The organism is Proteus sp. HMSC14B05 (assembly GCF_001808035.1).
GTDB classification, from domain to species: Bacteria; Pseudomonadota; Gammaproteobacteria; order Enterobacterales; family Enterobacteriaceae; genus Proteus; species Proteus mirabilis.
The window spans coordinates 392,990-407,993 of record NZ_KV792000.1 but is presented as its reverse complement, the minus strand read 5'-3'; the positions used below and the strand labels follow the sequence as shown (position 1 = coordinate 407,993).

At 38.6% G+C, this 15,004-nt stretch carries 13 protein-coding genes; 5 read left to right on the top strand and 8 right to left on the bottom strand.

Translation table 11 applies throughout. The annotated features are described in order from the left end of the window. Positions 1-130 precede the first annotated feature (130 nt). Both HMPREF3129_RS15825 and betT read left to right on the top strand, forming a co-directional pair. Positions 131-766, top strand: a complete 636-nt coding sequence (locus HMPREF3129_RS15825) for a hypothetical protein (RefSeq protein ID WP_004247317.1) — start codon at positions 131-133, stop codon at positions 764-766. Positions 767-1,134: 368 nt separating this feature from the next. Beyond that, complete coding sequence (gene betT, locus HMPREF3129_RS15820; protein ID WP_004244946.1) at positions 1,135-3,138, top strand: choline BCCT transporter BetT; 2,004 nt, start codon at positions 1,135-1,137, stop codon at positions 3,136-3,138. A gap of 70 nt (positions 3,139-3,208) precedes the next feature. Here betT and hpaR read toward each other — a convergent pair whose 3' ends face one another. Together hpaR and HMPREF3129_RS15810 are read right to left on the bottom strand one after the other, a co-directional pair. Then, a complete protein-coding gene (hpaR, locus tag HMPREF3129_RS15815) occupies positions 3,209-3,646 on the bottom strand; it encodes a homoprotocatechuate degradation operon regulator HpaR (protein WP_004244947.1) in 438 nt (145 codons plus the stop codon). 276 nt (positions 3,647-3,922) lie between these two features. Further along, on the bottom strand, positions 3,923-4,114 hold the full coding sequence (locus tag HMPREF3129_RS15810; RefSeq protein WP_036919861.1) for a hypothetical protein: 192 nt from the start codon (positions 4,112-4,114) through the stop codon (positions 3,923-3,925). A gap of 107 nt (positions 4,115-4,221) precedes the next feature. Here HMPREF3129_RS15810 and hpaC point away from each other — a divergent pair, with 107 nt between their 5' ends. From hpaC to HMPREF3129_RS15795, 3 genes are all read left to right on the top strand, one after another. Next, positions 4,222-4,740: a 4-hydroxyphenylacetate 3-monooxygenase, reductase component gene (hpaC, locus tag HMPREF3129_RS15805; RefSeq protein ID WP_004244949.1), complete on the top strand. Its 519-nt coding sequence runs from the start codon at positions 4,222-4,224 to the stop codon at positions 4,738-4,740. Positions 4,741-5,363: 623 nt separating this feature from the next. After that, positions 5,364-6,842 carry a dipeptide/tripeptide permease DtpB gene (gene dtpB / locus HMPREF3129_RS15800; protein ID WP_004244950.1) on the top strand — a complete coding sequence of 493 codons (1,479 nt, stop codon included), beginning with the start codon at positions 5,364-5,366 and terminating at the stop codon, positions 6,840-6,842. 262 nt (positions 6,843-7,104) lie between these two features. Further along, positions 7,105-7,317, top strand: a complete 213-nt coding sequence (locus tag HMPREF3129_RS15795) for a TM2 domain-containing protein (protein WP_004244951.1) — start codon at positions 7,105-7,107, stop codon at positions 7,315-7,317. A 91-nt stretch (positions 7,318-7,408) separates the two neighbouring features. On the opposite strand, the gene fbaA is transcribed toward HMPREF3129_RS15795, so the two are convergent. The 6 genes from fbaA to HMPREF3129_RS15765 form a co-directional block, all read right to left on the bottom strand. Beyond that, positions 7,409-8,488 carry a class II fructose-bisphosphate aldolase gene (gene fbaA, locus HMPREF3129_RS15790; protein ID WP_004244952.1) on the bottom strand — a complete coding sequence of 360 codons (1,080 nt, stop codon included), beginning with the start codon at positions 8,486-8,488 and terminating at the stop codon, positions 7,409-7,411. A gap of 64 nt (positions 8,489-8,552) precedes the next feature. Further along, positions 8,553-9,716: a phosphoglycerate kinase gene (pgk, locus tag HMPREF3129_RS15785; RefSeq protein WP_036919860.1), complete on the bottom strand. Its 1,164-nt coding sequence runs from the start codon at positions 9,714-9,716 to the stop codon at positions 8,553-8,555. Positions 9,717-9,818: 102 nt separating this feature from the next. Further along, positions 9,819-10,838, bottom strand: a complete 1,020-nt coding sequence (gene epd / locus HMPREF3129_RS15780; protein ID WP_004244954.1) for an erythrose-4-phosphate dehydrogenase — start codon at positions 10,836-10,838, stop codon at positions 9,819-9,821. A 258-nt stretch (positions 10,839-11,096) separates the two neighbouring features. Beyond that, the gene (tkt, locus tag HMPREF3129_RS15775) at positions 11,097-13,091 is read right to left on the bottom strand and encodes a transketolase (protein WP_070487125.1); all 1,995 of its coding nucleotides are present in this window, start codon (positions 13,089-13,091) and stop codon (positions 11,097-11,099) included. Between the two features lie 336 nt (positions 13,092-13,427). Next, a complete protein-coding gene (locus tag HMPREF3129_RS15770; RefSeq protein ID WP_004244957.1) occupies positions 13,428-13,874 on the bottom strand; it encodes a ParB N-terminal domain-containing protein in 447 nt (148 codons plus the stop codon). Between the two features lie 2 nt (positions 13,875-13,876). Further along, complete coding sequence (locus HMPREF3129_RS15765) at positions 13,877-15,004, bottom strand: ABC transporter substrate-binding protein (RefSeq protein WP_070487123.1); 1,128 nt, start codon at positions 15,002-15,004, stop codon at positions 13,877-13,879.

Here is a 15,004-nt window from a genome sequence, read left to right as displayed (position 1 = left end):
ACTCTCACTATACTTATTTTATTGGGAGTTAAGATAATATATAAAATATCAACTCAATAACCTCTCGCTTTTAATACTAGTTATGCGAGATATCATCGATATGTTTTGGATACATTCTCTGGAGAGAAACATGAACAAAAAATTACTGGCATCTTTAATTCTAGCAGGTCTTGTTACCATTACAGCAGGTTGTGATGATTCATCGAAAAAAGTGGATGAAGGTATTGATAAAGCAAAAGAGACAGCAACCCAAGTAAATGAAACGGCTCAAGACAAAGCAAAAGAATTAACAGATCAAGCTAAAGAAAAAGCCGCTGATTTAAAAGAGAGTGCATCAGCGACAGCTGACGAATTAAAACAAGATGCGGCCAAGCTAAAAGAGCAAGCTGAAGATAAAGCTGCAGAGCTTAAAGCACAAGCCGATCAAAAAACCGATGCATTAAAAGAGAGCATTGCACAAAAAACAGATGAACTAAAAGATTCTGCAAGTGCAAAAGCAGATGAAATCAAACAAAGTTTGAATAATGAAAGTGACAAACTGGCTGGTAAAGCAGAAGAAGTGAAACAAAACGCTAATACCACTGCAGATAACTTAAAACAAAATGCTAGCGACAAAGCAGCGCAACTAAAAGAAGATGCGGCTAAAACCAGTGATGATGTAAAACAGCAAGCGCAAGATACTAAAGATAAAGCGCTTGATAAAGCCGATGAGCTCACCGATCAAGCAAAGCAAAAAATTGATTCTCTAAAGGCTGATAATAAATAATTTCATTTCAGAAATTTTGATGTTGAAAAAGCCAGTAATATTTTACTGGCTTTTTTTGTGCAAAAAACAAACAGGAGTTGATCGATTAAGCAAAAAATGTAACCATACTATCCTTTTTTCAACAGGAGAAACCTATTAAAGCGTCAAGACGCTGACTAAAAACATATGATAATAAATTGATTTAATTGTAATTTTCTTCACCTTACGGAAAAATATAATTTATTTCCGTTCTTTTATAAAGCTTCAAGATCATCTGATGTTTTATTCAAATTTTCTTACAAACTTTTCTTTCCTAGCGATACCACTAACATGCTAGATTGCAATATCGAAAAGTCTTGTCTAAGAAAAATAACAAAAATAGGTTAACTATGAGCCAACAAAATGAAATCACACCAAAAAAAATTAGGATGAAAATTAATCCTCCCGTATTTTACACCTCCGCAATACTTATTATGCTCGTCGTAGGGTTTTCAGCGCTATTTCCTGAACTCGCTAATGACAAGCTAGGGCACCTTCAGGAAAACCTTTTCACCAACGCGAGCTGGTTTTATATTTTAGCCGTAGCATTGGTTTTGCTGAGTGTGACTTATTTAGGGCTATCGCGCTTTGGCGAAATAAAATTAGGCCCTGATCATGCTCGTCCACATTTTAGCTATTTTGCTTGGTTCGCGATGCTGTTTTCAGCAGGTATGGGTATTGGGCTGATGTTCTTTGGTGTCGCAGAACCCGTTATGCACTATTTAATGCCACCCACAGGGGATGCGCAGACGATTGAAGCCGCCAAAGAAGCTATGCGTTTAACTTTCTTCCACTGGGGATTACATGCTTGGGCTATTTACGCCATCGTGGCATTAATTCTGGCGTTTTTTAGCTACCGCCATGGTTTGCCATTAACGTTACGTTCCGCCCTTTATCCTATCATTGGCGACCGTATTTATGGCCCTATTGGGCATGCGGTAGATATTTTTGCTGTGATGGGCACCGTATTTGGTGTCGCAACTTCACTGGGTTTTGGTGTTCTACAAGTTAATGCCGGTTTAAACCATCTATTCGATATTCCAATTAATCCAACCGTGCAAGTGGTTTTAATTGTTGTTATCACCGGGCTTGCTACTATTTCGGTTGTCTCTGGATTAGAAAAAGGTATCCGTTTTTTATCCGAGCTTAACCTTGGTTTAGCCGTTATTCTTCTTTTATTAGTCATTATTCTTGGCCCTACTGTATTGATTTTAAAATCGTTTGTTGAAAATACAGGGGGCTATTTATCAGAAATAGTGAGTAAAACGTTTAATCTTTATGCCTACGAGCCAAAATCAAGTGATTGGTTAGGTGGATGGACACTGCTTTATTGGGGATGGTGGTTATCGTGGTCGCCTTTTGTCGGTATGTTTATTGCACGGATCTCCCGTGGTCGTACTATTCGTGAGTTTGTTGTCGGCGTACTCTTTGTTCCAGCTGGCTTTACCTTACTTTGGATGACTGTCTTTGGTAATACCGCTATCTATTTAATTAAAGATAAAGGTGCTGAAGTTCTTGCGAATATAGTACAACAAGATGTGTCATTAGCACTGTTTGAATTCTTAAATTATTTTCCATTCTCATCAGTGCTTTCCTTTGTCGCAATGCTGATGGTCATTGTCTTTTTTGTCACCTCAGCAGACTCCGGTGCAATGGTGGTTGATACCCTAGCATCAGGAGGAGATTCAGAAACCCCTGTATGGCAACGTATCTTCTGGGCTGCATTAATGGGTATTTCAGCCATTACCTTGTTATTGGCAGGAGGTTTATCAGCATTACAAACTGTCACCATTGCCAGTGCGTTACCATTTGCCATCGTGCTATTGGCATCAATTTATGGATTAATTAAGGCATTGCGAGTGGATGTTTATAAGCGAGATAGCCAACAGATGACGACTATCGCCCCACCGGCTAGCCGTAATCCTATTCCTTGGCAACGTCGATTAAGAAATATTGCTTATTTTCCTAAACGTTCACATGTAAAACGTTTTATGGAAGAAGTCGTTAATCCTTCCATGGAAATGGTGTCGGCTGAATTAAGCAAACAAGGTATTCAATGCTATATCCATGACGAAGAAGAAGATCGCATCGGCTTTGAAGTGGACTTAGGTGAGGATATGAACTTCTTTTATGAAGTACGATTACGATTCTATACTCAACCCGCTTTCGCGCTAGCAGGCTTAACGGATGAAGAAAAAGATGAAGAGCATAAATACTATCGTGCTGAAATTCATCTCAAAGAAGGTGGGCAAGATTACGATGTCATGGGCTGGACAAAAGAACAAATTATTCATGACATACTCGATCAGTATGAAAAACATATTCACTTCTTACACGTATTAGGTAAAAGGTAATTTCACCTATTACATAAAAACAAAAGAGATGATGGTATAACATCATCTCTTTTTTCTTGGTGCACACATGTTATTTTTCAGTTGAATGACTATTTTCTGGATTTAACGCTATCAGTTCTTTCAGTAAGATAGATAAATGTTGCAGTTTTTCTGTAGAAAACTTTTGTTCGAGTAATTGGTACCCTTCTTCTATCTTAGGCTGGATTTTATCATATAAATTTTGCCCATTGGTTGATAGAGAAACGAATAATTTACGTTGATCACTCACTGGTTTTAATCGACAAATTAGCTCATCTCTTTCCATTCTAATCAAAATACCTGTCAAACTTGGACGCAGGATACAGGTTTTTTGTGCTAATTCGTGAAAATCGATAGAGCGCTTATCAGCAAGAACTCGGATGATCCGCCACTGCTGCTCTGTCAGATTATGCTCTTTAAGAACGGGGCGAAAAAATCCCATCGCAGATTCCCGTGCTTGCAATAGCGCGATTGTTAATGACTCATGCATAATCAGAAGCTCTTTATTGATAGATAAATTGATGAAAAATCACTCAATCTAGCCGGTGAAAATTATAACTCGTTATAGTTATAAATGAATAATATTCTAAGAATAGACTTTTTATTACAATTAATCATATTAACAAATAAATAAACTTGACTCAATTTCTAACATTTTAGGCTATTTTAGCAATTGATGACCTTAGTGCTTTTCTCAGACAAAACGCGTAATATCCCCAAAAAATAACAGGATAATATGTGTCATTTCGTGTTATTTATCAGCAAACTAGGCTAAACCCCCTGATTTACCTATCGCTTTACTTGACTTATTAGGAATAATAACAACCAGCGATAAGGTTGTCTCACGACTTTTTGAGATAAAGTTAACAGGTTGTAACAAAGAAAGATTGATCTCTTGGCTAATGCGAGGTAGCGTTACGGCTTTAAATTCACACAGCAAAGAAATCAGCAAGATCATTACAACTTTGTGAAGCGGCACTAGTTAGATAAATTCTGATTTTCTAACTAATGGTTATTTTAAGTGAAGACGCCCACAGATGAGAAGTCTGGCAGTAGGAGTAAAAAATGTCTGATGAAAAACAGGCTAACCCACTTTTTCGGGATGCAATGGCAAGCTTAGGTGCTGCCGTTAATATTGTCGCAACTAATGGTGATGCAGGATGCTGTGGTTTAACAGCAACAGCAGTATGTTCAGTTACCGATACTCCACCGACAGTGATGATTTGCATCAATAGTAAAAGCCAAATGAATAGTACGTTTCAAGAAAATGGCAAATTAAGTATCAATATTTTAAATCATGAACAAGAAGAGATGGCTTGCCATTTTGCCGGTATGACAGGTCTGGCAATGGCTGATCGCTTTACCCAACCAGGATGGCAATATGGCGCATTACAGCAACCGATATTAACCAATGCACTCGCTAGCCTAGAAGGTGATATTTACGATGTACGCCAAGTAGGTACTCACTTTGTTTATATGGCAGAGATAAAAAATATTGCGGTTCGAGAAGATGGCGATGGCTTAATTTATTTTAAGCGTCGCTTCCATCCTGTTAAACATAAATTAGTCCCAACCACCGCTTAATTAGCTAATATTAAAAACAAAAACGCACTTTATTATTTTGAAAAGGGTATCAATTTAAATCCTTCATTATTAATAAAGGCGTTTTTATTACCTTTGTTAAATTTTAAATAATTACCCGCACTTCATGCATATTTATTTCATTTTATCCTAAAATAGAGCTATCAGCGTTTTATTAAACTATTTTTAACATCTGTTTGTTATAAAAGAAATTATTAAAATTATAAGAAAACTTTTTCTTTAGAAAATCAATTAGTCACGATATAAATAACCCTTCCACTCTATTTTTATGCTTATATTTTATCAGCTTTATTAAGCTTAAAATATAAACAAAACAGGCTCTTTTTGGTGATTATTTATACCAAAGATCAATTAAATCGCTTTAATTGAAAATAAATTAATGACTATTTTTTTCAATCTGGTATTAATCTTACTAACAGTGTGATCAACCTTTGAGAAGTCATTCTATCAATATATTAGTCTACCGGACTTACTGATCACCATCTTAAATTTGCAAACATCACTCTAAATACAACAGATAATGTTATCAGGGTGTAACATTCATCGTGAATTTGAGTAAATAGCATCGTTGTTGAAAATAAATAATAATTAGGGGCATTAAAGATATGGATAAACCCGCTAAAGTCGGTTTATTACAACAGCCTAAACCATTCTTTATGATTTTCTTTGTGGAATTATGGGAACGTTTTGGTTACTACGGCGTACAAGGTATTCTTGCCGTTTATTTTGTTAGTAAACTCGGATTCTCTCAAGAACAAGCTTTTATTACTTTTGGTGCATTCTCCGCATTAGTTTATGGGCTTATTTCTATTGGTGGTTATGTTGGTGACCATCTATTAGGTACTAAACGAACCATTGTTTTAGGGGCTATCGTATTGGCTATCGGTTATTTTATGACCGGCATGTCAATTATGTATCCTAATTTAATCTTTTATGCTTTAGCCACTATCGCAGTAGGTAACGGTTTATTTAAAGCAAACCCAGCAAGCCTATTAGCTAAATGCTATAAACCTAAAGATCCCCGTCTTGATGGTGCATTTACACTATTTTATATGTCGATTAATGTTGGTTCATTAATCTCCTTATCTATTGCCCCCGTTCTTGCCGATCGCTACGGCTATGCACTGACTTATAATATTTGTGGTATCGGCTTAATAATGGCCATATTGGTCTATTTTTTCTGCCGTAAAATGGTCGTGAATATTGGTTCTGAGCCAGATCACCTGCCAATGAATTTCAACAAACTACTATTAGTTATTGCAGGCTCTGTCGCTATGGTCTTTATTTGTGCATGGTTGTTGCACAATGTGATGATTGCTAACATCGTTTTGATCAGCTTGTCTATTGTTGTGGTTATCATTTATTTTCGTGAAGCCTTTAAACAAAAAGACAGAGTAGCACGCAATAAAATGTATGTTGCATTTGTTCTGATGTTAGAAGCTGTTATTTTCTATATTCTCTACGCTCAGATGCCAACCTCACTTAACTTCTTTGCTATCCATAATGTTCACCATACCTTGTTAGGCTTTGATATTAACCCGGTGAGTTTCCAAGCATTAAATCCATTTTGGATCATTATTGCCAGCCCTATCTTAGCAATGGCTTATAGCCATTTTGGCGCGAAAGGCAAAGATTTATCCATGCCGGCAAAATTTACCACAGGTATGCTTTTATGCTCATTAGGCTTCCTAACCGCTGCCGCTTCAGGTATGTGGTTTGCTGATGCTCAAGGCTTAACATCACCTTGGTTTGTTGTACTGATTTATCTCTTCCAAAGTCTAGGGGAATTGATGATCAGTGCATTAGGCTTAGCGATGATTGCCGCTTTCGTACCGCAATATATGATGGGCTTTATTTTAGGTATGTGGTTCTTAACACAAGCGACGGCTTACCTGTTAGGAGGCCATGTAGCAACCTTTACCGCCCCACCTGAAGGTATTACCGATCCACTACAAACACTGCCTATTTATACTGATGTGTTTGGCAAAATCGGTATCGTTACCTTAGTGGTTGGCTTGATTATGTGGGCAACAGTACCTTTACTAAACCGCATGATGAAAGAAGAGAGTAAAATGATTAAGTAAATAAGCAAACACCTTTGCTTATCACAGACAAAGCGCCTAGAAAGGCGCTTTTTTTATCTCTTATAAAAACGCTTAGCGATTAAATCTTCTACAACCTTAATCTTTTATTATTTATGATTAGTGATCTTCTCTTTTTTTCTTTTTTCTGGTTTTAATCTATCTTATAAATAGTACCTTTAATTGAAACTGACAATATTTAGCATTGTCTAATAATCAATATTCATGATTAAAAACCAATGATTGGTAATAGGAGCAGATATTAATGAATGATAAAAATAAGCTAGCAGCCGCATTATTAGCTATTTTTCTTGGTGGGCTAGGAATACATAAATTCTATCTTCGTAAAGTAGGAATGGGGATTTTATATCTCATTTTTTGCTGGACGGGGATACCCGCTATTATCGGTTTTATTGAAGGAATTTATTATCTGTGTATTTCAGACCAAACCTTTAATGACAAATATAACCGAAACTAAATAGCCCAATACCATCGTATCTAGTGCTAACAACCAACAAAAAACCCGCATACTAAGCGGGTTTTTTTAGGTGTATTACAATAAAATTGTATTACAGAACATCAATCGCATTTAGCTCTTTAAATGCTTGCTCTAAACGAACAACCATTGATGTTTGACCATGACGTAACCAGTTACGTGGATCATAGTATTTCTTGTTAGGTTTATCAGCGCCTTCTGGATTACCTAATTGGCTTTGTAAATAGCCTTCGTTCTTTTTGTAGAACTGTAAGATACCGTCCCAAGTTGCCCATTGAGTATCGGTATCGATATTCATTTTAACAACACCGTAGCTTACAGCTTCTTTGATTTCTTCTGCAGATGAACCAGAACCACCGTGGAAAACAAAGTTTAAGCTATTGTGTGGCAGATTGTATTTCTCTGACACATAGTCTTGTGAGTTACGAAGAATTTTTGGTGTTAATTGAACGTTACCTGGTTTATAAACGCCGTGAACATTACCAAATGATGCAGCGATAGTGAAACGTGGGCTGATAGCATTTAGTTTTTCATAAGCGTAAGCAACGTCTTCAGGTTGGGTATATAGCGCAGAGCTATCCATACCTGTGTTATCAACGCCATCTTCTTCACCACCAGTACAGCCTAATTCGATTTCTAAAGTCATATCGATTTTAGCCATACGCGCTAAATATTTAGAACAGATTTCAATATTTTCTTCTAATGACTCTTCTGATAAGTCAATCATATGAGAAGAGAATAGTGGTTTACCTGTTTTCGCATAGTGTTTTTCACCTGCATCTAACAGACCATCAATCCAAGGTAACAGTTTTTTCGCACAGTGGTCAGTGTGCAAAATAACAGGAACACCATAGTATTCTGCCATTTGGTGTACATGGTGAGCACCAGAAATAGCACCTAGGATAGCTGCTTGTTGTGGCGCTTCAGCTTTAAGACCTTTACCTGCGATAAATGCAGCACCACCATTAGAGAATTGAACAATAACAGGAGAACGCACTTTCGCAGCTGCTTCTAATACAGCATTAATTGAGTCTGTACCTACGCAGTTAACTGCAGGCAGAGCAAAATTATTTTCTTTTGCTACTGCAAATACTTTTTGTACATCATCACCAGTGATGACACCCGGTTTTACGAAATCAAAAACTTTAGACATGTAATAAGATCCTATATTTGGAACAGGCAGAGTTTTACACTCTACCTGTATGAGCGTGACTTAATTACTGTTTAGCGCGTTCTTCCAGCATAGCAACCGCAGGAAGTTTTTTACCTTCTACGAATTCTAAGAAAGCACCACCACCGGTTGAAATGTAAGAGATTTTATCTGCGATATCAAATAAATCGATAGCCGCTAATGTATCACCACCGCCAGCGATAGAGAAAGCATCACTATCAGCAATCGCTTTAGCAATCACTTCAGTACCTTTACGGAAGTTAGGGAATTCAAAGACACCCACAGGGCCATTCCACAGAATGGTTTTGGCGTTTTTCAGGATTTCAGCTAAACGTTCAGCCGTCACATCACCGATATCTAATACTTGTTCATCATCTTTGATGTCATTTGCTGATTTCAGTACAGCTGGCGCTGTTTCTGAGAATTCTGTCGAGACACGGACATCTGTTGGTACTGGAATATCGCATTTTTCCATTAATTTTTTCGCATCGTCAACAAGGTCTGCTTCATATAATGAACGACCTACAGAATGACCTTCTGCTGCGATAAAGGTGTTAGCAATACCACCACCAACGATTAATTGGTCAGCAATTTTTGATAATGAATCTAAAACTGTTAATTTAGTAGATACTTTAGAGCCACCAACGATAGCCACCATTGGACGCTCTGGTTTATCTAATGCTTTGCCTAATGCTTCAAGCTCTGCTGATAACAGAGGACCCGCGCAAGCGATATCCGCAAACTTAGCAACACCGTGTGTTGACGCTTGAGCACGGTGAGCCGTACCGAATGCATCCATGACAAAGACATCACATAATGCAGCATATTGTTTAGACAGCGTTTCGTCGTCTTTCTTTTCGCCTTTATTAAAACGAACGTTTTCAAGTACAACTAATTCACCTGCATTAACATCAACACCGTTTAAATAGTCTTTTGCTAGGCTAACGGGTGCAGATAATTTCTCTTTCAGATAGTCAACAACTGGTTTTAAAGAGAACTCTTCGTTGTACTCACCTTCAGTAGGACGGCCTAAGTGTGAAGTTACCATAACTTTAGCGCCTTGTTTTAAAGCCGCTTCAATAGTCGGTAATGAAGCACGAATACGTGCATCTGAAGTTACTTTTCCATCTTTCACTGGAACGTTCAGGTCAGCACGAATTAGTACTCGTTTACCGGCCAGGTCTAAATCGGTCATCTTAATTACAGACATGATGAATCCTCTCATTGATTCTCTAAAATTTAGTAATCTTCTGTTCAGTACCGCGCATTATCACATAATGTGCTATTGCTGAGTACCGTCATTAATACATGATTATTTAAAACCAGTTGCAGCCATAGCTAACGTCGTATCAAGCATTCGGTTAGCAAAGCCCCATTCATTATCACACCAGACTAACGTTTTAATCAGATGCTGCCCACTGACTCTTGTTTGTGTACCATCAACAATGGCACTATGAGGGTCGTGGTTAAAATCTGTTGAGACTAATGGCAATTCTGTGTAATCCACTATACCACGAAATGCGCCAGTTGCTGATTTTTGAATTAACTTATTGACATCTAACACATTTACAGCATTTTTTACCGTGACACTTAAATCAATTGCTGTCACATTAATTGTAGGAACTCGTACAGAAATTGCCTCGAAATGATCTTTAAATTTCGGGAAAATCCGTGTAATACCGGCAGCTAATTTGGTATCAACCGGAATAATCGATTGTCCTGCGGCTCGTGTACGACGTAAATCTTTATGATATGCATCAATAACAGGTTGATCATTCATCGCAGCATGGATTGTCGTCACTGTACCTGACTCTATACCAAAAGCATCATCCATCATTTTAATAATCGGGATAATACAATTTGTGGTACAAGAGGCATTAGAGACGATGCGGTGCTGTTTTTTCAGTTCATGTTGATTAACACCGAATACCACCGTAGCATCAAGATCTATCGTTCCCGGATGAGAAAAGAGCACTTTCTTTGCCCCTTGAGCAATATGCGCCTCACCATCGGCACGAGATCCATAAACGCCACTACAATCAAGTACCACATCAATACCTAACTCACCCCAAGGTAAGTCTGCAATATCGGCATGATGGAAAAGACGGATTGCATCATCACCCACTTGCAATAAGTCATTATTAACACGAATATCCCAAGCAAAGCGACCATGGCTTGAGTCATATTTAAGCAAATGAGCAATACCTGTTGCATCAGCCAATTCATTTATTGCAACAACGCTTATTTCAGCCCGCTTTCCAGATTCATAAAGCGCTCTTAACACATTACGCCCTATTCGACCAAAACCGTTAATAGCAACTCTAATTGTCATGTAACTTCCTTGATAACTCGTAATTACGCAACCGCCTAGAATAATCGAGCAATTGACTAATCAACAACGATAAATCAAGTAAAACTAAAAAATGTGCGGTCACCGACATTTTTAGCACAACTGAAACGGTTCAGCTTATTGGTATTCAGATTACGAGAAATGAGAGAAAATCGCAATAGCAAAAAAAGGGGGAAGCATAAAAAAAGAGCACATCTGAGAAATTATTCCCAAAAATGTGCTCTTGTTAACATTTATTGATTATTTAAGTAGAGTTTTTGCCTGTGTAACCACATTTTCAACAGTAAAACCAAACTCAGCAAACAGTTCGTTTGCAGGAGCAGATTCACCGAAGCTATGCATACCGACAATCACACCATCAAGACCAACATATTTAAACCAGTAATCCGCGATACCCGCTTCAATAGCAACACGAGCTTTAACCGCTGCAGGTAATACTGCTTCACGATAATCAGCATCTTGTTTATCAAATGCATCTGTTGCTGGCATTGAAACCACACGGACTTTACGGCCTTCTGCTGTTAATTGATCGTAAGCATTAACAGCTAATTCAACTTCAGAACCCGTAGCAATAAAGATAAGTTCAGGTGTACCGTCACAATCTTTCAGGATATAACCACCCTTCTCGATATTAGCCAGTTGCTCTGGAGTACGTGGCTGTTGAGCAAGGTTTTGACGAGAGAAGATGAGCGCAGTTGGACCATCTTTACGCTCAACAGCGTATTTCCATGCTACTGCTGACTCAACTTGGTCACATGGGCGCCATGTACTCATATTTGGTGTTACACGCAGACTTGCCATTTGCTCAACAGGTTGGTGAGTAGGACCATCTTCACCTAAACCGATAGAGTCATGGGTATGAACAAAGATACTGCGGATTTTCATCAGTGCAGCCATACGTACCGCATTACGTGCATATTCCATAAACATCAGGAAGGTAGCGCCGTAAGGAACAAAACCACCGTGTAATGCAATACCATTCATAATGGCAGACATACCGAATTCGCGAACACCATAATGGATGTAGTTACCGGCTTTATCTTCATTTAATGCTTTAGAGCCAGACCACATAGTTAAGTTACTTGGTGCAAGGTCAGCAGAGCCACCCATAAACTCAGGTAAAACTTTACCAAACGCTTCTAATGTATTTTGTGATGCTTTACGGCTAGCAATACTCGCTGGGTTATGTTGCAACTGCTCAATAAAGGCTGTTGACTCTTTTTCCCAATTTGCAGGTAATTCGCCAGACATACGACGTTTAAATTCAGCTGCTAATTCAGGGAATTGTGCTGCATACTCAGCAAATTTAGCGTCCCACGCAGCTTCTTTTGCTTTACCAGCTTCTTTAGCATCCCACTCTTTGTAGATCTCTTGTGGAATTTCAAAAGGACCATACTCCCAGCCCAGAGCTTTACGAGTTTCTGCAATTTCTGCATCACCTAATGGTGAACCGTGAGAATCGGCAGTGCCTGCTTTATGAGGAGAACCAAAACCAATAGTGGTTTTGCAAATTAACAGTGAAGGCTTATCAGTAATTTGTTGTGCGGTTTCAATCGCAGCTTTAATACTCGCTGCATCATGACCATCAATACCACTAATCACATGCCAGCCATACGCTTCGAAACGTTCAGCAGTATTATCAGTAAACCAACCATGTACTTTACCATCAATAGAAATGCCATTGTCATCGTAAAATGCAATCAGTTTACCTAACTGTAAAGTACCTGCTAAAGAGCATACTTCGTGAGAGATACCTTCCATCATACAACCATCACCCATAAAGGCGTAGGTGTAGTGATCTACGATATCGTGACCAGGACGGTTAAATTGAGCCGCTAATGTGCGTTCTGCGATCGCAAAACCTACTGCGTTAGCAATCCCTTGACCTAAAGGACCCGTGGTAGTTTCAACACCTGGGGTATAACCATATTCTGGGTGACCCGGTGTTTTAGAATGCAGCTGACGGAAATTTTTTAGATCATCTAAAGAAACTTGATAACCAGACAGATGTAATAAGCTATAAATCAGCATTGAAGCATGGCCGTTAGATAAAACAAAACGGTCACGATCTGCCCAGTGAGGATTAGTTGGATTATGATTTAAAAAATCACGCCATAATACTTCTGCAATATCAGCCATGCCCATAGGTGCACCAGGGTGCCCTGATTTGGCTTTTTGCACTGCATCCATGCTTAAAAAACGGATCGCATTTGCAAGGGTTTTACGAGTGGTCATTTTCTACTCCAAGTCGGATAAAAAGCATCTAGATAGCTGATTCTCTCAATGCGGGCAAAAAACCGCAATATAAAAAATCCACAAAGGTGGCTATCGTAATCAGTGAAAATCAATAATTCTTTGATTTAAACAGCATTTATTACGATAAACGCGGAAAATAACATTACACCACCACATTGTTGCGCAACAAAAATGAAAAATGACTTTTATTTGCGCAATTAAGAAGTATCTTATTAAACCTTAGCTTGATACGACTAATCAAGCTAAAATTACGTTGCTGTTTTATCCATCAAATCAAATAAATACTAAGCTATTTAATTTTCCCACTGTTAATGGTCACCTACCAACACCTAACTTGAAAACATTCAGATGATTACTAGCTATTTTTTCAACTAACTGTTCAAGCGGAAAATTAACGGCCGGAAGGCTTGGAGAAAATAGATGTCGAGTAGTTTTATAAGGGAAAATATTACCTTGCTTTAATATCTGCTCCCTTATTCTTAATGGGCTAAACGCTCGTCCATTCTGCCAATCATACACAGTTATGCGTGTATCAGTGTAATCAAGCAACACACAAGGAATATAAGTGAGAGCAAGATGATGAGCGACTTGATACCTATGATTACCGTCCATAATAATTCCGGTCTCTTTTTCAATGGGTATAGGTGTTGTCCATCTTTGGCAACGGACTATTTCCTTAGTTAAAGCTTCAACATGAGCCATGTTGACTTCTTCTGAAGGACGGAGCAAGGCAATGGGATATAACACGACATCATACTCCATATTTACCTCCCCTCTTTTTCCAAATCAATCATATATCCCGGCTGATATGAGATGGGTAGAAATTCTTGATGTAAACGACGGAATGTGTCATCAGGATCAAGATCAGCAAATAATTGGGGATGTATCCACTTAGCTAGCTGCTGGATAGCAATAACATCATAGGGACTATTATAGAACTGATGCCAAATAGCAAAAAATGCGCCACGACGGCGAGCATTACTATCAACATAAGCAGGGCGAGTCGTAAACCATGCGAGTCGGTGTTTTGATTGTTGAATATTAATCCCCGGCCCAAGTGGGATCCACTTTCCACCCGGCACAAATGCCTGAAAATTGCCGCTGGTAATAATCACAATATCGGGATTTGCAACAACCACTTTTTCTGGATTTAGCGTAAAAAAGGTTCCCGGAGCAAGATTGTCGGCAATATTATCCCCCCCCGCTATTTTAACAAAACGGCCAAAACTCCCTTTACCAAAGGTCATACAGCACTCTTCTGAATAACCCCCAAGACGCTCTAAAAATACTTTTGGCAATGCCCCCTGTAATTGTTCAACTCGAGATGTCACTCGTTGTAACTCTTTATCACGGAATGTTAAATAAGCTTCTGCGCGATCTGGTTGGCCAAATAATTTACCAAATAACGTCACTGTTGGAGGAATGTGTGCAATAGGATCATAGCGAAAGTCGACATAAACAATGGGAATACCCGCTCGGGCTAGTGTAGCTTCGTGTCCAGCATCAACAATAGTATTGCGTGCGTCCATATTCATGATGATGACATCAGGTTGCAGATTAATCGCCTGCTCTATATCAAACGTTCCTTGTTCGCTGCCACCAAAGGTAGGGATTTTTGCCAACTGTGGAAATTGTTGTCGGTACTGCTGCCATGTGGCCGGATCGGACTGTATTAAATCTTTTCGCCAAGCGACTATCCTTTGTGCTGGATTTTCTTTATCAAACATAGCCACTAAATAAAGCTGTCGTCCTTCCCCCAAAATGACGCGCTGTACCGGTAATTTGACATTCACGGTTCTGCCAAGTAGATCAGTAACAGGTGTTACAACTTGCTGTGAGTAAGCCATTGATGAATACAACAATACAATAGAAAATATAAATCGTAATATCAT

Bases quoted from the DNA above. Each gene is read 5' to 3' on its own strand.
- HMPREF3129_RS15765 (WP_070487123.1), bottom strand. From the start codon at position 15,004: ATGATATTACGATTTATATTTTCTATTGTATTGTTGTATTCATCAATG.
- betT (WP_004244946.1), top strand. From the start codon at position 1,135: ATGAGCCAACAAAATGAAATCACACCAAAAAAAATTAGGATGAAAATT.
- dtpB (WP_004244950.1), top strand. From the start codon at position 5,364: ATGGATAAACCCGCTAAAGTCGGTTTATTACAACAGCCTAAACCATTC.
- hpaR (WP_004244947.1), bottom strand. From the start codon at position 3,646: ATGCATGAGTCATTAACAATCGCGCTATTGCAAGCACGGGAATCTGCG.
- epd (WP_004244954.1), bottom strand. From the start codon at position 10,838: ATGACAATTAGAGTTGCTATTAACGGTTTTGGTCGAATAGGGCGTAAT.
- HMPREF3129_RS15825 (WP_004247317.1), top strand. From the start codon at position 131: ATGAACAAAAAATTACTGGCATCTTTAATTCTAGCAGGTCTTGTTACC.
- fbaA (WP_004244952.1), bottom strand. From the start codon at position 8,488: ATGTCTAAAGTTTTTGATTTCGTAAAACCGGGTGTCATCACTGGTGAT.
- hpaC (WP_004244949.1), top strand. From the start codon at position 4,222: ATGTCTGATGAAAAACAGGCTAACCCACTTTTTCGGGATGCAATGGCA.
- HMPREF3129_RS15770 (WP_004244957.1), bottom strand. From the start codon at position 13,874: ATGGAGTATGATGTCGTGTTATATCCCATTGCCTTGCTCCGTCCTTCA.
- tkt (WP_070487125.1), bottom strand. From the start codon at position 13,091: ATGACCACTCGTAAAACCCTTGCAAATGCGATCCGTTTTTTAAGCATG.
- HMPREF3129_RS15795 (WP_004244951.1), top strand. From the start codon at position 7,105: ATGAATGATAAAAATAAGCTAGCAGCCGCATTATTAGCTATTTTTCTT.
- HMPREF3129_RS15810 (WP_036919861.1), bottom strand. From the start codon at position 4,114: ATGATCTTGCTGATTTCTTTGCTGTGTGAATTTAAAGCCGTAACGCTA.
- pgk (WP_036919860.1), bottom strand. From the start codon at position 9,716: ATGTCTGTAATTAAGATGACCGATTTAGACCTGGCCGGTAAACGAGTA.